Origin of the sequence: Mesorhizobium sp. LMG 17147, assembly GCF_024297145.1 — a bacterium.
Taxonomy (GTDB): domain Bacteria; phylum Pseudomonadota; class Alphaproteobacteria; order Rhizobiales; family Rhizobiaceae; genus Mesorhizobium.
Window position 1 is genome coordinate 149,516 of sequence record NZ_JANCTC010000003.1, and the last position, 21,706, is coordinate 171,221.

22 protein-coding genes and 1 tRNA gene are annotated in these 21,706 nt (G+C 61.8%); 11 read left to right on the forward strand and 12 right to left on the reverse strand.

Annotated features, from left to right (window positions below; translation table 11 throughout):
- The first annotated feature begins 56 nt into the window (after positions 1–56).
- The 3 genes from NMG46_RS08325 (at position 57) to hflX (ending at position 2,703) form a co-directional block, all read left to right on the forward strand.
- On the forward strand, positions 57–920 hold the full coding sequence (locus tag NMG46_RS08325) for a D-amino-acid transaminase (protein ID WP_254817202.1): 864 nt from the start codon (positions 57–59) through the stop codon (positions 918–920).
- Positions 921–1,065: 145 nt separating this feature from the next.
- Positions 1,066–1,311 carry an RNA chaperone Hfq gene (gene hfq, locus NMG46_RS08330; protein ID WP_006202172.1) on the forward strand — a complete coding sequence of 82 codons (246 nt, stop codon included), beginning with the start codon at positions 1,066–1,068 and terminating at the stop codon, positions 1,309–1,311.
- Positions 1,312–2,703, forward strand: coding sequence for a GTPase HflX (hflX, locus tag NMG46_RS08335; RefSeq protein ID WP_254817203.1), 1,392 nt, complete (start codon positions 1,312–1,314; stop codon positions 2,701–2,703).
- 5 nt (positions 2,704–2,708) lie between these two features.
- Here the strand turns inward: hflX and mazG are convergent, their stop codons facing one another.
- Entirely contained in the window at positions 2,709–3,533 is an 825-nt protein-coding gene (gene mazG / locus NMG46_RS08340) for a nucleoside triphosphate pyrophosphohydrolase (protein ID WP_254817204.1), read from the reverse strand.
- A 135-nt stretch (positions 3,534–3,668) separates the two neighbouring features.
- Positions 3,669–4,853 (reverse strand): amino acid aminotransferase, encoded by a 1,185-nt coding sequence (locus NMG46_RS08345; RefSeq protein ID WP_254817205.1) that lies wholly within the window; start codon positions 4,851–4,853, stop codon positions 3,669–3,671.
- 223 nt (positions 4,854–5,076) lie between these two features.
- Between NMG46_RS08345 and NMG46_RS08350 the strand changes: the two genes are divergently transcribed.
- The 4 genes from NMG46_RS08350 to NMG46_RS08365 are packed head-to-tail and all read left to right on the forward strand — an operon-like array spanning position 5,077 to position 7,687.
- The gene (locus NMG46_RS08350) at positions 5,077–5,595 is read left to right on the forward strand and encodes a sigma-70 family RNA polymerase sigma factor (protein ID WP_254817206.1); all 519 of its coding nucleotides are present in this window, start codon (positions 5,077–5,079) and stop codon (positions 5,593–5,595) included.
- Positions 5,595–6,368: an anti-sigma factor gene (locus tag NMG46_RS08355; protein ID WP_254817207.1), complete on the forward strand. Its 774-nt coding sequence runs from the start codon at positions 5,595–5,597 to the stop codon at positions 6,366–6,368. The genes NMG46_RS08350 and NMG46_RS08355 overlap by 1 nt, the downstream gene beginning before the upstream one ends.
- Positions 6,369–6,392: 24 nt before the next feature.
- Positions 6,393–7,100, forward strand: coding sequence for a Bax inhibitor-1/YccA family protein (locus NMG46_RS08360; protein WP_254817208.1), 708 nt, complete (start codon positions 6,393–6,395; stop codon positions 7,098–7,100).
- Positions 7,101–7,132: 32 nt separating this feature from the next.
- Positions 7,133–7,687 (forward strand): DUF2076 family protein, encoded by a 555-nt coding sequence (locus NMG46_RS08365; RefSeq protein WP_254817209.1) that lies wholly within the window; start codon positions 7,133–7,135, stop codon positions 7,685–7,687.
- A 102-nt stretch (positions 7,688–7,789) separates the two neighbouring features.
- Here the strand turns inward: NMG46_RS08365 and NMG46_RS08370 are convergent, their stop codons facing one another.
- From NMG46_RS08370 to NMG46_RS08410, 9 genes are all read right to left on the reverse strand, one after another.
- Positions 7,790–8,380 (reverse strand): hypothetical protein, encoded by a 591-nt coding sequence (locus NMG46_RS08370; RefSeq protein ID WP_254817210.1) that lies wholly within the window; start codon positions 8,378–8,380, stop codon positions 7,790–7,792.
- Between the two features lie 241 nt (positions 8,381–8,621).
- A complete protein-coding gene (locus NMG46_RS08375; RefSeq protein ID WP_254817211.1) occupies positions 8,622–9,440 on the reverse strand; it encodes an MBL fold metallo-hydrolase in 819 nt (272 codons plus the stop codon).
- Complete coding sequence (locus NMG46_RS08380; RefSeq protein WP_254817212.1) at positions 9,437–10,228, reverse strand: TatD family hydrolase; 792 nt, start codon at positions 10,226–10,228, stop codon at positions 9,437–9,439. The genes NMG46_RS08375 and NMG46_RS08380 overlap by 4 nt, the downstream gene beginning before the upstream one ends.
- Positions 10,228–11,814, reverse strand: coding sequence for a methionine--tRNA ligase (gene metG, locus NMG46_RS08385; RefSeq protein WP_368389286.1), 1,587 nt, complete (start codon positions 11,812–11,814; stop codon positions 10,228–10,230). The genes NMG46_RS08380 and metG overlap by 1 nt, the downstream gene beginning before the upstream one ends.
- Before the next feature lie 120 nt (positions 11,815–11,934).
- Positions 11,935–12,990: a DNA polymerase III subunit delta' gene (locus NMG46_RS08390; RefSeq protein WP_254817214.1), complete on the reverse strand. Its 1,056-nt coding sequence runs from the start codon at positions 12,988–12,990 to the stop codon at positions 11,935–11,937.
- Positions 12,987–13,661 carry a dTMP kinase gene (gene tmk, locus NMG46_RS08395; protein ID WP_254817215.1) on the reverse strand — a complete coding sequence of 225 codons (675 nt, stop codon included), beginning with the start codon at positions 13,659–13,661 and terminating at the stop codon, positions 12,987–12,989. Before tmk ends, NMG46_RS08390 begins: the two co-directional genes overlap by 4 nt.
- A gap of 64 nt (positions 13,662–13,725) precedes the next feature.
- Positions 13,726–14,889, reverse strand: coding sequence for a D-alanyl-D-alanine carboxypeptidase family protein (locus NMG46_RS08400; protein ID WP_254817216.1), 1,164 nt, complete (start codon positions 14,887–14,889; stop codon positions 13,726–13,728).
- Positions 14,890–14,990: 101 nt separating this feature from the next.
- On the reverse strand, positions 14,991–16,214 hold the full coding sequence (locus NMG46_RS08405; protein ID WP_254817217.1) for a septal ring lytic transglycosylase RlpA family protein: 1,224 nt from the start codon (positions 16,212–16,214) through the stop codon (positions 14,991–14,993).
- A 272-nt stretch (positions 16,215–16,486) separates the two neighbouring features.
- Entirely contained in the window at positions 16,487–17,371 is an 885-nt protein-coding gene (locus NMG46_RS08410; protein WP_254817218.1) for a hypothetical protein, read from the reverse strand.
- Positions 17,372–17,678: 307 nt separating this feature from the next.
- Here NMG46_RS08410 and NMG46_RS08415 point away from each other — a divergent pair.
- From NMG46_RS08415 to rimO, 4 genes are all read left to right on the forward strand, one after another.
- Positions 17,679–17,768, forward strand: a tRNA-Ser gene (locus NMG46_RS08415).
- Positions 17,769–17,864: 96 nt separating this feature from the next.
- Positions 17,865–18,272 carry a DUF930 domain-containing protein gene (locus tag NMG46_RS08420; RefSeq protein ID WP_254817219.1) on the forward strand — a complete coding sequence of 136 codons (408 nt, stop codon included), beginning with the start codon at positions 17,865–17,867 and terminating at the stop codon, positions 18,270–18,272.
- Between the two features lie 171 nt (positions 18,273–18,443).
- Positions 18,444–19,103: a TerC family protein gene (locus NMG46_RS08425; protein WP_254817220.1), complete on the forward strand. Its 660-nt coding sequence runs from the start codon at positions 18,444–18,446 to the stop codon at positions 19,101–19,103.
- 149 nt (positions 19,104–19,252) lie between these two features.
- The gene (gene rimO, locus NMG46_RS08430; RefSeq protein ID WP_254817221.1) at positions 19,253–20,566 is read left to right on the forward strand and encodes a 30S ribosomal protein S12 methylthiotransferase RimO; all 1,314 of its coding nucleotides are present in this window, start codon (positions 19,253–19,255) and stop codon (positions 20,564–20,566) included.
- Between the two features lie 65 nt (positions 20,567–20,631).
- Here the strand turns inward: rimO and NMG46_RS08435 are convergent, their stop codons facing one another.
- The gene (locus NMG46_RS08435) at positions 20,632–21,699 is read right to left on the reverse strand and encodes a BMP family ABC transporter substrate-binding protein (RefSeq protein WP_254817222.1); all 1,068 of its coding nucleotides are present in this window, start codon (positions 21,697–21,699) and stop codon (positions 20,632–20,634) included.
- Positions 21,700–21,706: the final 7 nt, after the last annotated feature.

Consider the following 21,706-nt stretch of genomic DNA (forward strand, 5'->3'; position numbering starts at 1 on the left):
GTTACGGCGGTCTTGGAATCGCTTAAGAAAGCTGGGACTTCCTCCAGGGATTAGCCATGCCGCGCATTGCCTATGTGAACGGGCGCTATGTCGCTCACGCCGAAGCTTCCGTGCATATCGAAGACCGTGGCTATCAATTCGCCGATGGCGTCTACGAGGTCTGCGAGGTGGCACGAGGCTTCATCGTCGACATGCCGCGCCATCTCGCTCGATTGAACCGCTCACTTACCGAACTCTCGATCGATTGGCCGATCACGCGCGGCGTGCTACCGCTCGTCATGCGCGAGGTGGTGCGCCGCAACCATGTCGTCGACGGTCTGGTCTACGTCCAGGTGACACGCGGCGTCGCCAGCCGCGAGTTTTTCTTCCCGCCGGCCGGCACGAAGCCGTCGCTGGTGGTGATCGCGAAAAAAGCCGATCCTGCAGTTGCCGCGAAGCGGGCCGAGAGCGGGATCCGGGTCATCACCGTGCCGGAGAACCGATGGGATCGCGTCGATATCAAGTCGGTCGGCCTGCTGCCGAACGTGCTGGCCAAGCAGAAAGCCAAGGAAGCCGGCGCTCAAGAGGCCTGGTTCGTTGATGTTGACGGTACCGTCAAGGAAGGTGGATCGTCGAACGCGTGGATCATCACCAGGGACGGCGTGCTGGTGACACGGCCCGCCGAGCACGGCATCCTGCGCGGCATCACCCGCACGACGCTGTTCGATGTCGCCGCCAAGCTCGGCCTGAAGATTGAGGAGCGCGGCTTTTCGGTTGCCGAAGCCAAGGCCGCGCGCGAGGTTTTCATCAGCTCTGCAACCACGATTGCCATGCCGGTGGTGGCGATCGATGGCGCTCCCGTCGCCAACGGCCACCCGGGCTCGATAACAGTTTCATTACGGCAGGCCTTTTTTGACGTTGCGGAAAAAAGTCCAGCCTGATAACCGCACAGATGGAATGAACATCAATATATCTCGTTCTGCTTGTCGTTACTGACGGCAAGATGGTGTTTGCGTGCTTGACATGTGCCGGCTAATTTGGCGCATTGGCCGGCAAACCGAAGGGGATCGGCGAAAGACAAGAACAATGGCGGAACGATCGCAAAATCTTCAGGACCTGTTCCTGAATTCAGTTCGCAAGAGCAAAAACCCACTCACCATCTTTCTCATCAACGGCGTGAAGCTGACCGGCGTGGTCACTTCGTTCGATAATTTCTGCGTTCTGCTGCGTCGCGACGGCCATTCCCAGCTTGTCTACAAGCACGCTATTTCCACGATCATGCCGAGCCAGCCGGTTCAGATGTTCGATGGTGAGGAAAGCCAGGGCGCCTGATTGGCACGTGAGAAAGACGCGGACCGCAGCGTTCGCGGAAAACCAGCACATCAGACCGGGACAGAGGCCAACGGTCGGACCCGGGCGGTGGTCATCGTGCCGGTGCTTACCCGGCAGCCGCGTGGCGACGACGATACCAATCGTCCGCGCCTGACCCGTTCCGCCGAGGCCCGTCGCGACGAGGCGGTCGGCCTCGCCAGCGCCATCGACCTTGACTTGGTCCACACGGCGGTGGTGACCGTCAATGATCCACGTCCGGCGACCCTGCTCGGCAGCGGCAAGGTCGCGGAGTTCGCCGAGATCGTCAAAGAGGGCCACGCGGAAGTGGTCATTGTCGATCATCCGCTGACCCCGGTACAGCAGCGCAACCTCGAAAAAGAGTTGAACGCCAAGGTGCTCGACCGCACCGGGCTGATCCTGGAGATTTTCGGCGAGCGCGCCCGCACCAAGGAAGGCACGCTGCAGGTCGACCTTGCCCATCTCAACTACCAGAAGGGCCGCCTTGTCCGAAGCTGGACCCACCTCGAGCGCCAGCGCGGCGGCGCCGGTTTTCTCGGCGGTCCTGGCGAGACCCAGATTGAATCGGACCGGCGTGTGCTGCAGGACAAGATCACCAAGCTGAAGCACGAGCTCGAAACCGTGCGCCGCACCCGCGACCTGCACCGTGCCAAGCGCAAGAAGGTGCCATTTCCGGTGGTGGCGATCGTCGGCTACACCAATGCCGGCAAGTCGACGCTGTTCAACCGGCTGACCGGAGCAGGGGTGCTGGCCGAAGACATGCTGTTTGCCACGCTCGACCCGACGCTGCGCCGCGTGCGCCTGCCGCACGGTACGCCGATCATCCTTTCCGATACGGTCGGCTTCATTTCCGACCTGCCAACGCATCTGGTCGCGGCCTTCAGGGCGACGCTGGAGGAAGTGGTCGAGGCAGACCTCGTCATTCATCTGCGCGACATCTCCGATCCCGATACGGCCGCGCAAGCCGAAGATGTCGAGCGCATCCTTGCCGATCTCGGCGTCGATGCCCGCGATAGCAAGCGCGTCATCGAAGTATGGAACAAGATCGACCGGCTCGACGAGGGCAACCGGGCGCGGCTGCTTGCTGATGGTGCTGACGGCAAGAAGGCGCCGCCAATCGCCATATCGGCGGTGACCGGCGAGGGCATCGATGCGCTGAAGGCGATCATCGAGACGATGATGTCGGGCGAACTGGAGACGTTCACCGTCACGCTCAAGCCCGACCAACTCGCCGTCGTCGACTGGCTTTACCGCAACGGCGACATCGGCTCGCGTGATGACAATGAGGATGGCAGCGTGACCATCGCGCTCAAGGCCACGCACAGCGCCCGGCAGGAGATCGAAAGCCGATTGCGCCGTCAAAACAACGGGTAGGGGCGTTACTTCGCGCTTTTCGCTTGCTGCCAGAGCGCTTCCATCTCGTCCAGCGTCGCTTCTTCGAGGCTGTTTTCCGACGCTTGCAGCGTCCGCTCGACATAGTGGAAGCGCGACCGGAATTTTTCGTTGGTGCCGCTGAGTGCCGCTTCGGAATCAATTTTGAGGTGCCGGCCGAGATTGACGACCGCAAACAGCATGTCGCCGAACTCATCCTTGATCGGCGCGCTGTCGCCTTTGGCCAGCGCTTCGCGCAATTCGCCGATCTCCTCCTCTATCTTTTCGAGGATCGGTGCCGCCTCGCTCCAGTCGAAGCCGACGCGGGCGGCCTTTTCCTGCAGCTTGAGCGCCCGGGTCAGCGCGGGCAGCGCGACCGGCACGCTGTCGAGAAAGCCCTTGCCATGGTCTTCCGGGTCGAGCCCACGGGTGAGGCGCGCACTGCGCTTCACCGCCTTTTCCTCTGCCTTGATCTTTTCCCACATGCCCTTGGCCATGCCGGCGCTGCGCGCCTTGTCGTCGCCGAAGACATGGGGATGGCGGCGGATCATTTTTGTGGTGATGGCCTGGACCACATCGCCGAATGAAAATTCGCCGGCCTCTTCGGCCATTTGCGCGTGGTAGATCACTTGCAGAAGGAGATCGCCGAGTTCTTCCCGCAGATCGTCGAGGTCGCCGCGCGCAATGGCGTCCGCCACTTCGTAGGCTTCCTCGATCGTGTATGGCGCGATTGTCGAAAAATCCTGCTCGATATCCCACGGGCAACCGGTTTCCGGCGCCCGCAGCGCTGCCATGATCTCGATCAGCCGGGAAATGTCTTTCGAGGGTTTCATCTGGGAAACGCTATCCTGTACACGCTGTACGGCCAACGGCTTCAGCCGGTGAGGGCGCCTTGTCCACAGATGGGCCGCCAGACCATGATACGAAAGTGGAAGCCGGTTTCCGGAAGATCCTAGTTAGCAAAAGCATCAGTCGACCACGGAGACGATCGCCTTGGCGAGCGCATCCATGCCGTCCTCTGGCAGCCCAGCAACGTTGATGCGGCTGTCGCCGACCATGTAGATGCCATGCTCGGCGCGCAGCCGCTGGACTTGCGCTTCCGACAGGCCAAGCCGGGAAAACATGCCGCGATGGCTGGCGACGAAATCGAAACGGTCGGAGTTGGACTGCCGCCGCAGCGCCTCGGCGAACTGGACGCGCAGCCGCAGCATGCGCAGCCGCATCTCTTCAAGCTCTGCCTCCCAATCGGAACGTAATGCGGAGTCTTCGAGCACGATGCGCACCGCCGCCGCGCCGTGGTCCGGCGGCATCGAATACATGGCACGTGCCGCCGACAGCATCTGGCCCATCGCCAAATCCGCCAGCGCGCCGTCTTTCGCCATGATCAGCGCTGCACCGACTCGGTCGCGATAGACGGCAAAGTTCTTCGAGCAGCTCGAGGCAACGACCATTTCCGGAACTTTTGTCGCCAGAAGGCGCAAGCCGGCGGCATCCGCATCAAGCCCGTCGCCAAAGCCTTGATAGGCGATGTCGACAAAGGGCAGCAGACCGCGCTCAACGACAAGATCGGCAATGGCAGCCCATTGCGGGATGTCTAGATTGGCGCCCGTCGGGTTATGGCAACAGCCATGCAATAATACGACGTCGCCAGGATTCGCGGTTCTCAATGCATTCAGCATGTCGTCGAAGCGAACCGCACCGGAAGCAGCGTCGAAATAGGGATATTCGCGTGTCTGCAGGCCAGCGGCGCGCATCACCGGCGTGTGGTTCGGCCATGTCGGATCCGACAGCCAGACCATCGCGTCGGTGCGGGTCCTTTTCAGCAGCTCTGCCACCAGCCGCAGCGCGCCGGAGCCGCCGGGCGCCTGCGCCGCACGAATGCGTGTCATGTCGGCGGCTGGGCCGAACACCAACCTGGCCATCGCCGCGTTGAAGGCGGTATCCCCGGCAAGGCCGAGATAGGTCTTGGTATCCTGGCCCTGCAGCAACCGCTTTTCGGCTTCGCGCACCGCGCGCATCACCGGCGTCTTGCCGTCGCGATCCTTATAGACGCCGACCCCGAGATCGACCTTGTCGGGACGCGGGTCGGCGCGATAGAGGCCGATCAAGGCCAGGATCTTGTCGGCAGGCGCGGGCTGGAGATTTTCGAACATCGATAAGTTTCCGTTGGCGGCGGAGTGATACGCAAACCGGCCGTGCTTTGCCAGCAGTTTCATATGCGCCAACTCGGCGTCGGTTTGTCTCGAGGGCGGCCGATACTATCTGCCGGGCGAGGGCAGGCGCGAGATCTCCCAGAGAGAGCGCGGCGAGCCGAAAAATTCGGGCGAGCGGGATTAAAATTCCGACCTGCTCCGTAAACAGGACATGAAACGGCCGATGCCACGCTTCGACATTCTGGGACAGCTCGGTTCACTGCGCCGCTATGCACGCTCGCTGACACGCGACAGCGCCGATGCAGAGGATCTGGTGCATGATGCGCTGGTGCGTGCCTATGAGCGACGCGGCAGCTTCCGCTCCGGCGGAAACCTTCGCGTATGGCTGCTGTCGATCGTCCACAACGCGTTCATCGACGGCTTGCGATCCCGCAAATCCGAAGCAATGCGCATCGAACAGGCCGGCTATCTCGCCGAGGCCAGCGTCCAGGCTGTGCAGGAACATTCGGTCCGTCTGGCACAGGTGCGCGACGCTTTTTTCACATTGCCGGAAGAGCAGCGTTGCGCGCTGCATCTCGTCGCCATCGAGGGGCTCAGCTACAGCGAGGCGGCCGAGGTTAGCGGCGTGCCGCTTGGCACGCTGATGTCGCGCATCGGCAGGGCACGTGCGGCACTCCGCGAGATGGAGGACGCGGCACCGGCACGGGCGAAAGGCCATCTGAAGATCGTCGGAGGTCGATGATGAACCAACTGCGCGATCCCGTGACCGACACCGATCTCGACGCCTATGTCGACGATCAGCTGGACGTGGCGCGTCGCATCGAGGTCGAGGCGTTCCTTTCGGCCCGGCCGGAGGCGGCCGCGCGGGTGATGTCCGACCTGCGGATGCGTGACGAATTGCGCGTGGCGCTTGCCGGATCGAAAGGCATGGCGCGGCCCGCGACGGCCGATGCTGCACGGCGGCTGGAGCGGGGATTGGCGCGCGGCCGCGTCCTTGGTGCTTTGCAGCGAGCGGCGGCAGTCGCTGTCTTCGTCGCCGCCGGCTGGCTTGCGAACGGGCTCATCGGACCGATATCGGTGACGGAAGTCGTCGCTTCGACCCATCCGCCCGCCTATGTGGAGGACGCGGTCCGGGCGCACCGCACGACGCTCGTGCGCGAGGCGATGTCGTCGCAACCCGAAGCGCCCGGCTACAATGCCGACGAAATTCGCGCCGCGACGGCGATCATTATGCCATCGCTGCCAGCGGACTGGACGGTCCGCGACGTGCAGATCTACCCATCGCAGTTCGGCCCGAGCGTCGAGATGGCTGTCGAGACGACAGAGATGGGGCTGGTCTCGTTGTTCGCAACAAGGCCCGGGACATTCGACGTCGTCAAGCCGACTGTCGTTCCCTCGGGCGACGTTTCCTCAGCTTATTTCCAGATCGGCGAGGTCGCCTACGCGGTCGTCGCACGTAGCGACATCCAAGGCATAGATGTCACGGCCGAAGCGCTCGCCAAGACGCTTTACTGATCGACCTTCAAGAAGGAGAACCACATGAACAATCTCGGATATATCGGGGCCGGAGCCCGAGCCGGAGCCGTCTACGACGAAGGCCTGCGCCGGCACATGCTGCGCGTCTACAACTACATGGGCCTTGGCCTCGTCGTTACGGGCGTGATCGCGTTCGTGGTGGCTTCCACACCCGCGCTTTACGTGCCGATCTTCTCCACACCGCTGAAATGGGTGGTTATGCTGGCACCACTGGCCTTTGTGCTCTTGTTCTCGTTCCGGATGCAGACGATGTCGGCGGCCGGCGCCCAGGCGATGTTCTGGGCATTCTGCGCGGTCATGGGGCTGTCGCTGGCTTCCGTGTTCCTGGTCTTTACCGGCACCAGCATCGCACGCACCTTCTTCATCGCCGCCACCATGTTCGGCGCGACCAGCCTTTACGGGTACACGACCAAACGCGACCTGACGCAGTTCTCGTCGTTCCTGATCATGGGCCTGATCGGCGTGGTGATCGCCAGCATCGTCAATATCTTCCTGGGCTCGACCGCGCTCCAGTTTGCGATCTCGGTGATCGGCATCGCCGTCTTCATCGGCCTCACCGCCTGGGATACCCAGACTATCAAGGAGCAGTATGCGGAAAACTTCGGTGCGGAATCACAGCAGAAGCTCGCTGTTTTCGGTGCATTCTCGCTGTACCTGAACTTCATCAACATCTTCCAACTGCTGTTGAACTTCACCGGCGAGCGCGAATAGCCGGCGTCGGACCACGACCGGAGGCGGATATCATGGACAGAAACGATCAACAGGCGATCGGGCACCTCTTCGAGAAGTTGGCAAATGTCGAGCGCCAGGCGCCGCCGCGCGATGTGGAAGCAGAGCGCTTTATCCAGGATCAGATCGGCCGGCAGCCTGGCGCGCCATATTACATGGCCCAGACGATCGTGGTGCAGGAGCAGGCCTTGAACGCAGCTCAGGCGCGCATCGAAGAACTGGAAGAGCAGGCGCAGCAGCCCGCCGGCGGTGGACCGCTCAGCAGCTTCTTCGGCCGCAGCGGCGGCAGGCGCTCGGGCTCGGTTCCGCGGGTAGGGCGCGCCGCCTCCGTTGCAACTGAAGGGCCGCAGGACACGCCACAGCGGGCAGGCGGCGGTTTTCTTGCTGGCGCTGCGCAGACCGCGATGGGCGTGGCCGGCGGAGTGCTGCTCGGCAGCGCGATCGCCGGCATGTTTGGCGGCAGCGAAGCGAAGGCAGCTGAACAGCCGACGCCGCAGCCGGACGAAGCCGATCAGGCAGGCGATGCCAGCTCCGACAATGGCGGTGACTTCGGTGATATGGAGTTCTGACGAGCGACCCAGACTGTGCCTGTGCCGGCGCTGGTGACGATTGCGGGTCAGCATAGGCGAGATGGCGAGGGCAGCATCCGGGAAGCGAGCCCTCGCCGGCGGCTAATAACCCAGGCGCTTCAGTTCAGTCTTGACCGCTGCGATCGTCTTGAAGCGGAAGTGCTTTGTTGTGCCGTCGCGCCAATGGCAGTCGCATGTGGCGTCGAACTTCCGGCTCGCTTTCAAGTGAGTCAGCGCCTTCTGGCCTGGCTTGGGCCCATCGAAGATGCGAACTTCGTAGAGCGTCCCTTCGACATCGTAGTGCATCTGAGCCCAGGAAAGTATCACGATCAGTTCCTTTGCCGGGTCGTGGTCGGCGTTGGCGAGGCCGAGCGCTATGTCCGGTGTGTCGCCCTCTTGTTCACCGATCGTGACCTGGATTGCGCGATATCTGTTGTCAGCTAGCCGTTGCAGCGCGACGAGCGGGCGTTCCGGATAGTCCTCAGCGGTCTGGTAATCGACGAAGAGTGTCTGGAGGCCGCTCCAGCTCACGGCTGTGGTGTGCGGATCAGCATTGTCGGCGAACCCGACAACACGTTTGGCGAAAGCCAGGTCGTTCTCGCCGGGCGCACGATCAAGGTCCTGCGCTCGCGCGCCAGTGAGCACGCAGGCGAGGGTTAGGACGAAACTTGTGAAGAGCCCAAGTCGCTTCATGATTCGCAACCGTAGCATGCCGGTTGCGAATCTTCGCGCCTGGCCGTCGGCAGCTGGACGGAAACTTGTCCAACTCCCGCGTGCCCTGGTCGCATAAGATAGATTATGGAACTGAAATGGGGGATAAGGATGTGGCGTGGAAGTGGCACGAGCAAGCCGCTGGGCCGGTTTTAGAGCGAGAATTGGTTTCATGCACCTTGCGAGATCCCACTCAGAAACCCAGCCGTAGAAACTTGGTCCTTCACCCTGATTCGTAAGGGATTTCGATCGTCATGCCGTCATAAGCAGGCTCGACGTTGGCCGGCGTCTCGGCCATTACCGTGGCGTAGTCGAGCGGCACATGCATATGCGTCAGCACCGCGTTCTTCGGTGCCAGTCTGTCGATCCAGCCAAGCGCCTGACCAAGCGACAGATGGCTCGGATGGACGGTGTATTGCAGCGCGTCGATGACCAGCACGTCCAACCCGCGCAAACGCTCGGCGGTCGCGTCCGGAAAGTCGCTGACATCAGGGCAATAAGCCAGCCCGCCGATGCGGAAACCCAGCGAGGTGATGTCGCCATGAAGCTGCAGCAGCGGTTCGAGGGTGAGGGCGCCGCCCTCGCCCTCGATCACCACCGGCCGGTCGTGGTCGATGATATGAGCGTTGACGATCGGCGGATACGAACTGCCTTTCGGTGTTTCGAAACAGTAGCGGAACGCCTCGCGTAAGCGCAGCATGGTGGCCTGATCGGCATGGATGTCGATCCGGTGGCGCTGCTCCAGTACGAAGCCGCGCAAATCGTCGATGCCGTGGATATGGTCGGCATGCGGATGTGTGTAGACCACCGCATCGATGCGCCTGACCGATGCCAGCAGCATCTGCTCGCGGAAATCCGGGCCGGTGTCGATGACGACTGTGGTCCGGACGCCATTCGCCGCGATCCGCTCGACGAGCGCTGCGGTGCGCGTGCGCCGGTTCCGGGGGTTCGCGGGATCGCAATTGCCCCAATCGCCGGTGATGCGTGGCGTACCCGGCGATGAGCCGCAGCCGAGGACGGTAAGACGTAACCGGTCGCTCATACGTCAGGCGCCCGGCGCGGCATTTTCCTGAACAGCCGGAAGAAATTATCCGTGGTGATATCAGCGATTTCGGCCTCGCTGAAGCCGATCGTCTCGGCCAGCACCTTGGCTGTATGCGCAACATAGGCGGGCTCATTGCGCTTGCCGCGAAACGGAATCGGCGCAAGGTATGGCGCGTCGGTTTCGACCAGCAGACGGTCGCGCGGCACATCGGCGGCGACGGCGCGCAGCTCGGCGGAGTTCTTGAAGGTCAGGATACCGGAAAACGAAACGTAGCCGCCGAGCGCAACACCGATCTCGGCTAGCCTGCGCCCAGACGAAAAACAGTGCAGGATGAAGGGGAAGGCGCCCTTCCCTGTTTCTTCTTCGAGGATGTCAGCCATGTCGTCGTCGGCGTCGCGCGAATGGATGACCAGCGGCAGACCGGTCACGCGCGCCGCGGCGATGTGGGTGCGAAAGCCCTGAGCCTGTGCGTCGCGCGGCGCATGATCGTAGAAATAGTCGAGCCCGGCCTCGCCGATCGCCACCACTTTGCGATGAGCAGAGAGCCGCACCAGATCATCGACAGTGACGTCAAGCTCTTCCGCCGCATTGTGCGGATGGGTGCCCACCGAGCAATAGACCTCATCGAAAGTCTCTGCAATCTCAAGCACTTGGCTAAATCGCCTCACCCTCGTCGAGATCGTCACCATGCGGCCGACGCCGGCCGCGAGGGCGCGGGCGACGATGGTCGCCCGCTCTTCGGCGAAATCCGGAAAGTCGAGATGGCAGTGACTGTCGACCAGCATCAGGCGCTTGTATCCGTTGGCTCGACATAGCGTGGAAATACTGCTTCCGGCGCCGGCAGTGCCGTACCGGACACCAGCGCATGACGTTCGGCGACATGCGCGAAGTCGCGGCTGTCCGCCGGCACCGCCAAAAGATCGAGCAGCTTTGCCGCCGAGCCTGGAATGAAGGGCTGGCACAGCAATCCGACACGCCGGATCACCTCAGCCGTCGTCCACAGCACCGTTTCCATGCGTGCCGGATCGGTCTTCTTCAGCGCCCATGGCTCCTGCCCAGCGAAATAGCGGTTGGCTTCGGCCACCACGCCAAAGATCGCCGCCAGCGCCAAATGGATGCCCTGGTCGGCCATCGTCCTGCGCGCCGTGACAAGGGCGGCATCTGCCTGATCGAGGATCGCCTGGTCGGCGTCGCTCAATTCGCCACGCTTCGGCACCACGCCGCCGCAGTTCTTGGCGATCATCGACAGCGAGCGCTGCGCCAGATTGCCGAGATCGTTGGCAAGGTCGGCATTGGTGCGGTTGACGATCGCATCATGGCTGTAGCTACCGTCCTGACCGAACGGCACTTCTCGCAGGAAGAAATAGCGCACCTGGTCGAGACCGTAGTGCTCGATCATGGCGAACGGGTCGATGACGTTGCCGACCGACTTCGACATTTTCTCGCCGCGGTTGAACAGAAAACCATGCGCGAACACGCGCTTCGGCAATTCGATGCCAGCCGACATCAGGAAAGCCGGCCAGTAGACCGCGTGAAAGCGCACGATATCCTTGCCGATGACATGGACGTTTGCCGGCCAGAAAGACCATCTCTCGCTGGCCGGATCCGGATAACCGGCGGCGGTGATGTAGTTGGTCAGTGCATCGACCCAGACATACATCACATGCTTGTCGTCGCCGGGGACCGGCACGCCCCAGTTAAACGTGGTCCGCGAGATGGACAGATCCCTGAGGCCGGATTTGACGAAGCTGACGATTTCATTGCGCCGCTCCGCCGGCCCGACGAATTCGGGGCTGTTCTCGTACAGTGCGAGCAGCCTGTCCTGATAGGCGGAAAGCCGAAAGAAGTAGCTTTCTTCTTCGGTCCATTCGACAGGCGAGCCGAGCGGTTCGCGGCGCACGCCGTCGTCGCCGACCTTGGTTTCGGCCTCGTCGAAATAGGCTTCCTGCCGCACCGAATACCAGCCGCTGTAGCGGTCGAGGTAAATGTCGCCATTCTCAGCCATGCGTGTCCAGATCGCCTGGCAGGCCTTGTAGTGCCGCTCCTCGGTCGTTCGGATAAAAACGTCGTTCGAGCAGCCGGTCGCTTCGAGCATCGAACGGAAGATCGCCGAATTGCGATCGGCAAGCGCCTTCGGCGTCAGGCCTTCGGCGTCCGCCGTCTGCTGCATCTTCAAGCCGTGCTCGTCGGTCCCCGAGACGAAGAAGACGTCCTTGCCGTCGAGCCGCTGGAAGCGGGCAAGCGTGTCGCTGGCGATCACATTGTAGGCATGGCCGATATGCGGCTTTCCGTTCGGATAGAAGATCGGCGTCGTGACGTAGTATTTTTCGCGTGACATGGATGAGCCGTCATGAATGTCTGAATGAAAGATGTCGCGGTGAGATATCGCATCGAAACGGCAATTGCCATCCGACGCCAATGTGGTGGCTTCGAAGTTCCTGCGATTGATTGGGATCAATGCTCAGGGGCTTCAAAGCCACGCCAGCGGCCGTCACATTCGCATTGCAGAATTCAGGCGGTCGATCATGGTCAGGGCGTGCTGCTTTTTGTCGAGATTGTAGGTCTCGGTTTCAGATATAGCGTTCAAAGCCTCGTGCCAAGTATCCGACAGCGTTTTGGCCCGCGCGAGATCGCCGGCGAGCGCGGCCTGGCTGGCGCCGGCCGACAGCAGGTCGAGCGCGCGGCGATTGAATATCTCGAACGGGATTGCCTGGTCGCGGCCGGCGACCGCCTCGGCAAGACGGTAGGCGCCTGCGACATCCATCTTTTTGGACATCACCAGGGCATCGAGGGTGGCGGCGATTTCAAGCCCGCCATACTGCGTCAACAGGATCGCGTTGCGCGCGCTGCCCCCTGCCCGCTCCGCCAGCGCCGCGCGCGCCGCAGGATCCTCCGGTGGCGGGGGCTCGATGCCATCCAGAACCGCCATCAAGCTCTTGGCATCGAGCGGGGCCAATCGCACCATCTGGCAGCGCGACCGGATCGTCGGCAGCAAACTGCCCGGCGCATGGACGATGAGGATGAACAAGGTGCGCGCGGGTGGCTCTTCAAGATTCTTCAGCAAGGCATTGGCAGCATTGGTGTTCATGTCGTCGGCGGGATCGACGATAACCACCCGGTAGCTGCCGTCGTGCGAGGTCAGCGACAGAAAACGACTGACCTTGCGGATCTCGTCGACCGTGACCACTGTCTTGAAGCTCTTGGTCTTGTCGTTCGCGGGGCGTGTAAGATGCAGAACCGAAGGATGTGCCCCGGTGGCGATCTGGCGAAACAGCGACGAAGCCGGATCTGGAACGGCAAGCCGTTCCGGCGCCTGCTCGAAGGCCGGGTGCTTCAACAGATGATGCGCCAGATGAAAGGCCAGCGTCGCTTTGCCTATGCCCACCGGTCCGGCAAAGATCAGTGCGTGCGGCAGCTTTCCCGAGCGGTAAGCGGTGGCGAGCATGTTGGCCGCCTGCGGGTGACCGACAAGACGCGGCGTCTCGGATGGCTCGGGCACCCCGTCCAGCGTATCGTGCTGTTCCGGCGCGATGCGTTCAAAAATCATACCGGCGCCGCCTGCCTTCTTTGCGCCGGCATCATCCTCTCGAGGGCCGCGAAGACGATGGCGGTAACGACATCCTCCACAGTGTCGAGGTCGGCTGACGCATCGACGACGACGCAGCGTTCGGGTTCAGCTGCGGCGATCGCGAGAAACGCCTCGCGCCGGCGTTGGTGGATGGCCAATGTTTCCTTCTCGAAGCGGTCCGGTCCGTCACTGCTCCCCCGCCGGGCGGTAGCGCGCCTCAGGCCCTCGGCGGGGTCGATATCGAATATCAGCGTCATGTCCGGCACCATGCCGTTGATGGCGACCTTCTCCAATGCGTCCATGAATGCCGGGTCGAGGCCGCCGGTGACGCCCTGGTAGACGCGCGAAGAATCCATGAAACGATCGCAAAGCACGACCGAACCGCGCTCGACCGCCGGCCGGATGACCTGTTCGACATGGTCGGATCGAGCAGCGGCGAAAAGCAACGCTTCCATCTTGGGGCCGAACGGCTCGGCTGCGCCTGAAAGCAGGACATGCCTGACCGCCTCCGCGCCCGGCGAGCCACCCGGCTCACGCGTCACCAGCACATCGTATTTCTTGGCGCGCATCTTCTTTGCCAGCCGCTCGATCTGCGTCGACTTGCCTGCTCCTTCGCCGCCTTCAAAAGTGATGAAAAATCCGCGCGCCAAAGCCTTTGTCCATACTTCGGGGACCGTATAGTCCCGGCGGGAAAAAAGGTCCACCGCGACGGTGCTAACGCAGCCAGCCGACGGCCAGTTCCTTGGCGGCGTCGAGCGCGCGCTGCGGCAGCGAACCGACACCGATCGACTCGGCGGCGAACAGCGGCGTCTCCTGGCTCAGAGTATCGCCGATCCAGACGCGCAGCGTACCGACCGGCTGCCCCTCCTCCACCGGCGCGGCAACCGGTCCGTCATAGACGATCCGGGCGGTGAGCTTGTCGCGGTTGGTGATTGGCAGGAAGATCTGCACCGGTCCTTTTGCCTTTAACGCGACTCCGGACTTCGCGCCGCCAAAGACCTGGGCTTCGCCAACCACTTCGTCCTTGGCGAATATTTCAGTCTTCTCGAAGGAGCGAACGCCCCAGTCGAGCAGCTTTCGCGCTTCCTCAGCACGCTCGCGGTCGTTTGCCAGGCCGCTCATCGCCGCGATCACCCTTGTGCCGTTGTGGCTGGCCGAGCCGACAATGCCGAACCCGGATTGCTCGCTGGCGCCGACCGCGAGCCCGTCTGCGCCTATATCCATGGCCAGCAGCGGATTGCGGTTTCTCTGGGAAATCTTGTTCCAGGTAAAATCCTTCTGGCCGTAATAGCGGTAGAGATCCGGGTAGTTGCGCCAGATATGCAGCGCCAGAAGTGCGAGTTCGCGAACGCTCGTTTGCTGCCCATCTGCCGGCAGACCGGTGGAGTTGACGAAGGTCGATTTCTGCAAGCCGATCTGGCGGGCACGCTCGGTCATCTGCGCCGCGAAGTTTGCCTCGGACCCCGCGATTCCTTCAGCGATGACGATACAGCCGTCATTGGCGGCCTGCACGGTCACGCCCTTGATCAGGTCTTCAAGCCGGATCGTCGACTTGAGTTTCGCGAACATAGTCGATGTCCCCGAAGGAGCGCCGCCCTTGCGCCAGGCGTTTTCGCTCACCACGAAGGTGTCGTCGAGCGTCATGCGCCCCGATTTGATGGCGTTGAAGACCACTTCCATCGTCATCAGCTTGGCCAACGAGGCCGGCGGGATCAACCTGTCGGCGTCCTTGGAAAACAGCACGGTTCCGGTTTCGGCATCGATCATGAAGGCCTGCGCGGCCTTGGTCTCGAAAAGCTGTGCCGAGGCCGGCGCAAGCGAGAGCAGCAGCAGCAGGCCGAGCGCTATAAGCCCAGTGAAAGGGCGAAAAAATTTCATCAGATTCGACCAGTGAGCCGGCGCTCTTGCACGTTGGCAGAAGCTATCAGGCTTTTGCCTGGCGGATCAATCGCGCACGAAAAAACCAGGCAACCCCGAGCTCAGTCGCGTACAGCAAGCGCATCCGGCGCACCATGCGACCACGCTGCCTGCAGCATCTCGTCCAGGCTGCCACGGCCGTCGGCATAGAGGTTGACCGAGTACCAGCCCTTGCCTTCAAGTTCCGAGCGCTGGATTTCGGTCTTGCCGAAGCTGGAAAGCTGGGTCGCCACCTGCTCGGCTTCGGCGGCATCCTCGAACGAACCCGCCGCGACATAGTCCGTGGGCGACCGGGTTGGAGGAGCTTGCCGCTTCCACGATTGAAGAAGCTCGGCGGGCGACATGCCGGTGTCGTCCAGCTCGGCAAACGCGTTGGAGGCGCGCTGCACGCGCTCGTCGGCGTAAGACAGCGACGCCATGGTGAATGGAGATTGCGCCGGCAGGTTGATCTCCGGACGCTCCGGCACGATCGGGCCGAAATCGGGCAGTACAATGTCTCCCGAAGCAGACGCTTGCACCGCTATGACAGGCCCTGCATCGGATCCCTGCCCGGTATTCGTCAGCTGACCGGGGAACGGCACGGCTGCAGCGCTCACCGCCAGGCTTGGCGACGGCCCATTCATGGCGACCATGACACCGCTGGGCAGACCGTCCGACGGATCCGGCGCCCTGTTGCCTGGACGATACGAAGCCATAAGATACTGCCCGTCATTGCCTTCGAGCGGCGCACGGCCGACATATTCGACCTTCACCTCGGCCGTACCGATATTGGCATAATCGAGCATTTCAGCAGCGCGCTTCGACACATCGATGATGCGTCCATCATGATAGGGTCCGCGATCGTTGACGCGCACGATCACCGAGCTGCCGGTCTTCATGTTGGTGACCCGCGCATAGCTCGGGAGCGGCATAGTCGGATGCGCCGCCGTCAGATCTGCCATGTCGTAGACTTCGCCATTGGCGGTCAACCGGCCGTGGAACGCCTCACCATACCAGGACGCTAGGCCAACCTTGGCGTAACGTTTGTCTTCCTTCGGATAATACCACTTGCCGCGCACCTGATAGGGCTTGCCGAGCTGGTCGCGCCCCCGAGACGTCTTGAACATCACGCGCGGGCTGGCTTTCACGCCATATTCGGCTTCGGAAAAATATTCCTTGGAGCGAGGTTTCTTGTTTACCATCGCCTTTTGCTGCGGCGCGGCACATGCCGCAAGAAACGCTGCCGACAAGGCCAACAGCGCGAAAGCGAAAGCGCGACGAAGACGCGGGCGCGCCGTGGTCTGCATATTTTGATTGTCCCCTATAGCATCGACGAAGGCACCGCAGCATAAATGTCAGCGATGCCAAAGCACCCACTCCAGAAACGCCGGCAACGCCCTACCCCAATGCTTTTTGTGCGCAGGAATTGTTTATCACCGTATTAACCGATTGTGGTCGGAACCGGGCGAGATTGTGGCGCGGACCGTCTCGCCGGTCGGGATGAAGTCATCGCTTAGATCAGCAAAACGCCGTTCGTGGCGGGCTTTGAACCTCGCCTGGCGTGTCTGCGAGCGCAGACTCAGGGACCGAAGATCACGAGCTCGGTGAACGTCAGATCTCCAGGTGTGGGTGGTCTGGGACCCTTGAAGTATTTCAGCCCCTTGTTGGGGCGGTACCATCCCACCAAACCTGGAATCGGCTCCTTGGCGTCGACAAAGCAAACCAGGATTCCGCTTCGCAAGAGAAAGCGCCCCATGGCACCGGCGCAGCGGCTCAAATCCGCGAGCGAGCGGCAATAGATGACCTGATGGCACCGGATAAGACCGTGCAAAATCCGGCGCGGCATCAACACCAAGGGGAACGCTGCTCCGTCGCAGATGCAGATCAACGACAGGCACCCCAGCGCGGCGTGTTCCGAGAGTATGTATCTCTCACTCTCGGGAAGCATTGCCAGTTCCGGAAGATCGGGACGCACTTCGACCACGCGACATGGCCGCGGCGCCGAACTTAAAGCCGGCAAGAAGGTAAATTGTCCGCTGGAGAAGAGCCGAAAGCCGAGCGCCCGGTTGGCTTTCAAAGTCGCTTGCGCCGGCGAAATGTTCGTGTAGGTCACGTCCTTCCGCTTGAGAACCGCCGCAACCAACATGGCGCCATAGGAACGGAATTCTGCGTCGACTGACCAGCTCGAAAGATTGCAGCGGATTTCCTCGCTCTCCGACCCCTGGTAGCGCGCATAAAGGGTGAGCACAACGCCGACGATCCGATCGGCATGCTCCAAAGCAAAGCCATATTGTGGGAACTCGGCAACCGCAGGCCGCTTTGACAAACGCGTCAGAGCCCGGATCCAGTAACTTCGGTTACGCGCCGGAAAGCCCCTGCACAGACAATCGACCACTCCCTCCCAGTCGGTTTCACGAATTGGTCTGCAGCGAAGACCGGGCGGGAGAGCGCCAAGTACGGCCAAAATTCAACTCCAGAAGACGATTTTACTTACATGTGCCTAATGCGCCCAACATATCAGCGCGCAACGATTAATAGTCCGTGCGGGTTTTAAAAACGATTTTCCACACTCAGCACAAACAGCTCGCCATGACGCTGCTCACCGTCCTGGATCGCGCCGAAAGGTGCGGCCGCCACGGTTGACTTGGCGTTGAATGCGGCTTTACAGGAATGGAGCGCGAACCGATCGGGGACCGTCCTGGTGCCAATCCGGTACCGACAGCTCGAACCCGCTCCTCTCGCGATATCCTAAGTGATTGAAAAATCACCCTGGAGGGATGGCCGAGCGGTTTAAGGCACCGGTCTTGAAAACCGGCGTGGGTGCAAGCCCACCGTGGGTTCGAATCCCACTCCCTCCGCCAGTGACGCTCTTTGTCCCGAACGCAATCTCCCGGGCTTGCATCGAGATGACCGGGACGCGAGCGAGCCCCCGATCGGATTGATTTTTGCGCCGAAATATGGTGCTTCTCCCGCCCATGAATAGGTTATTTTTTGCGGTCCTCGCATGGATGGCGCTGCCTTGGCCGGCCAGCGCGATGGACAGCGCATTGCGCGCCGGCCTGCTGAAACTCGATCCGCAAACCCGGCTGGAGCAGCGATGCGACGCCGAAATTCTCGACCGGATTACCCGCGACGACCGCAAATACAAAGCCGATCGTGTCGTCGCCTACGCTTTTGCGACGCCCGAAATGGGCGCCGATGCGATCAGGAGCCCGGGTGCTGCGTTTCGCAGCAAGGGACAATGGTACCGGCTGAAATTCAAATGCGAGACAGCGCCGGACCATATGGAAGTCCTGCAGCTCCGCTACCGGATCGGTGATGAAATTCCGGAAAGCGACTGGCCCAAATACAATCTCTATAACTAGGCATTCGCGACCTGTGGCCGCATTTTGCAGGTGTTTCGGGCCGATAGTCGCAAACTCTGTATATTGCCGACCTTGTTCCAACCAGTCCCTTGACGTGCGGGAACCATACACGTTAGGCCCTCGAGGCATTCGACGCGAACGGTCGGCCAACCAGCAAGGGACTTCCAGTCGATGGAAATTTTCACTGCCGCGGGCTTCTCTGCCCTGCTCCAGGTCATCGCCATCGACCTCGTGCTTGCAGGCGATAACGCCATCGTCATCGGCCTGGCCGCAGCGGGCTTGCCGGTCGAGCAGCGCAAGAGAGCGATTCTCATCGGCGTGGTGGCGGCAACGGTGCTGCGCATCGGTTTTGCCGCGATCACCGTCACCCTGCTCCAGATTGTCGGCCTGCTGCTGGCCGGCGGCATCTTGCTGCTGTGGGTGTGCTGGAAGATGTATCGCGAGCTGCGCACGTCGCATGCCGACGAGGTGGAGGCGACCGAAGCGCTGTCCAATTCCGATATCAACAGCGATGATATGGTGGCCGGCAAGGCGCGTAAGAAGACCTTGGGTCAGGCGGCATTGCAGATCGTCATCGCCGACGTGTCGATGTCGCTCGACAACGTGCTGGCGGTCGCCGGCGCGGCGCGCGATCACTTCCAGGTGCTGGTGATCGGCCTCGTCCTGTCGATCGCGCTGATGGGCCTTGCCGCGAGCTTCATCGCCAAGCTGCTGCACCGCCATCGCTGGATCGCCTATATCGGCCTTTTGATCATCTTCTATGTCGCACTCGATATGATCTATCGAGGCGCGGTGGAAGTCTTGCCGCATGTCAGCAGTGCGGTGAGCTGACGCATCGACTCGAATTCGCATCGGCCGCGACTTCGATTTCGGCGAGCCTTCGGCGATGCCGGCGGTTGCGTTTCGCCGCAGCCGCTGCCCATACCAATGCGGCAACAACTGTGGTACTGCGCCGCCAATCCTGAATCCGGAAAAGCTTGATGTCCGCCCCTCGCGTCAGTTTCGTCAGCCTTGGATGCCCGAAAGCCCTTGTGGATTCGGAGCGCATTATCACCCGCCTGCGCGCTGAAGGCTACGAGATCGCCCGCAAGCACGACGGCGCCGACCTGGTCGTCGTCAACACCTGTGGCTTCCTCGATTCGGCTCGCGATGAATCGCTCAATGCCATCGGCTCGGCACTTTCAGAGAACGGCAGGGTTATCGTTACCGGGTGCCTCGGCGCCGAGCCGGACGTCATTCGTGAAAGACACCCCAACGTCCTCGCCATCACTGGTCCACAAGCCTATGAAAGCGTTATGGCGGCTGTGCATGAGGCAGCACCGCCGAGCCACGATCCCTACATCGACCTTTTGCCGCCGCAAGGGGTCAAGCTTACGCCGCGCCACTATGCGTATCTCAAGATTTCGGAAGGCTGCAATAACCGCTGCACCTTCTGCATCATCCCGGCGCTGCGTGGCGACCTCGTATCGCGGCCGGCCGCCGACGTGTTGCGCGAAGCCGAGAAGCTGGCCAAGGCCGGGGTCAAGGAGATCCTCGTCATCTCGCAGGATACCAGCGCCTACGGCATCGACATCAAATACCGGACCAGCATGTTCGGCGACCGCGAAGTGCGGGCGAAGTTCCTCGATCTATCGGAAGAACTGGGCAAGCTCGGTGTCTGGGTGCGCATGCACTATGTCTATCCCTACCCGCATGTCGCAGACGTCATCCCCCTGATGGCCGAAGGCAAGATTCTTCCCTATCTCGACATTCCGTTCCAGCATGCCTCGCCGCAGGTGCTGAAGAACATGCGCCGGCCCGCTCATGGCGAAAAGACGCTCGAGCGCATTCGCAGCTGGCGCGACGTCTGCCCGGACCTTGCCATCCGCTCCACCTTCATCGTCGGTTTCCCCGGCGAGACGGACGACGATTTCGAGATGCTGCTCGACTGGCTGGACGAGGCGAAGATCGACCGCGCCGGCTGTTTCAAATACGAGCCGGTCAGAGGCGCCCGCTCCAACGAGCTCGGCCTCGAGCAGGTGCCGCAGGAGATCAAGGAAGCCCGCTGGCACCGCTTCATGCAGCGCCAGCAGAAGATTTCGGCAACGCAGCTCACCAGGAAAATTGGCAAGCGACTGCCGGTCCTGATCGACGAGGCGCATGGCAATTCGGCCAAGGGCCGGACCAAATACGACGCGCCCGAAATCGACGGCTCGGTCCATATCCAGTCGCGGCGGCCCTTGCGCGCGGGCGACATCGTCACGGTCAAGATCGATCGCGCCGACGCTTACGACCTCTACGGCTCGGCGGTCTGAGATCACTCAGTCCGAAATGAAAGGGCGCCTCGCGGCGCTCTTTCGTTCGGTGTGCTTCCGGTTGCCTACTGCGGCAGCTTGTCGTCGACGCCCTTCACGTAGAAATTCATGCCGAGCAACGTGGCGTCGTCGGCGACCTCGCCCTCCTTCAGCCAAGGTGTGCCGTCCTGCTTGGCGATCGGCCCGGTAAAGGGATTCCAGCCGTCGGCGATCTTCTTGGTGGTGGCCTCGGCCATCGCCTTGACGTCATCGGGCATGTTGGTGAACGGCGCCAGCTTGACGGCGCCGTCCTTGATGCCGAGCCAGACATTGTCGGGCTTCCAGGTGCCGTCGAGTGCCGCCTGGACCCGGCTGATGTAGTACGGGCCCCATTCGTCGGTCAGTGCGGTCAGCTGCGCGTGCGGTGCGAACTTGATCATATCGGAGGACTGGCCGAAGCCGTGCAGCTTGCGCTCCTCCGCCACCTGCAACGCAGCGGTCGAGTCGGTGTGCTGGACGATGATGTCGGCACCTTGGTCGAACAATGCCTTGGCGGCGTCAGCTTCTTTGCCCGGATCGAACCAGGAGTTCACCCAGACGATTTTGGCTTTGAAGTTCGGATTGATCGACTGTGCGCCTAGCATGAAGGAATTAATACCCATCACAACTTCCGGGATCGGGAAGGAAACGATGTAGCCGGCGACACCCGACTTCGATTGCTTGGCCGCGATCTGGCCAAGTACGTAGCGGCCTTCATAGAAACGCGCATTGTATATGCCGAGATTTTTGGCGGTCTTGTAGCCAGTGGCGTGCTCGAACATCACCTTGGGGAATTTTTTTGCGATCTTCACTTCCGGGTCCATGAAGCCGAAGGATGTGCCGAAAATGATCTTGCATCCCTCGCGCGCCAGGCGCTCGAAGGCGCGGTCGGCATCGGGGCCTTCGGAGACGTTTTCGAGATAGGCGGTCTCGACCTTGTCGCCGAGTGCCTTTTCCACCTCGAGGCGGCCCTGGTCGTGCTGGTAGGAGTAGCCGAAATCGCCGATCGGGCCGGTATAGACCCAGCATGCCTTCAGCTTGTCCGCCGCCTCGGCTGAGACCGCCAGGGTCAATGCGGCCGTCGTCGCCAGCAGGGCAATAAGCAGTTTTTTCATTTTGTTA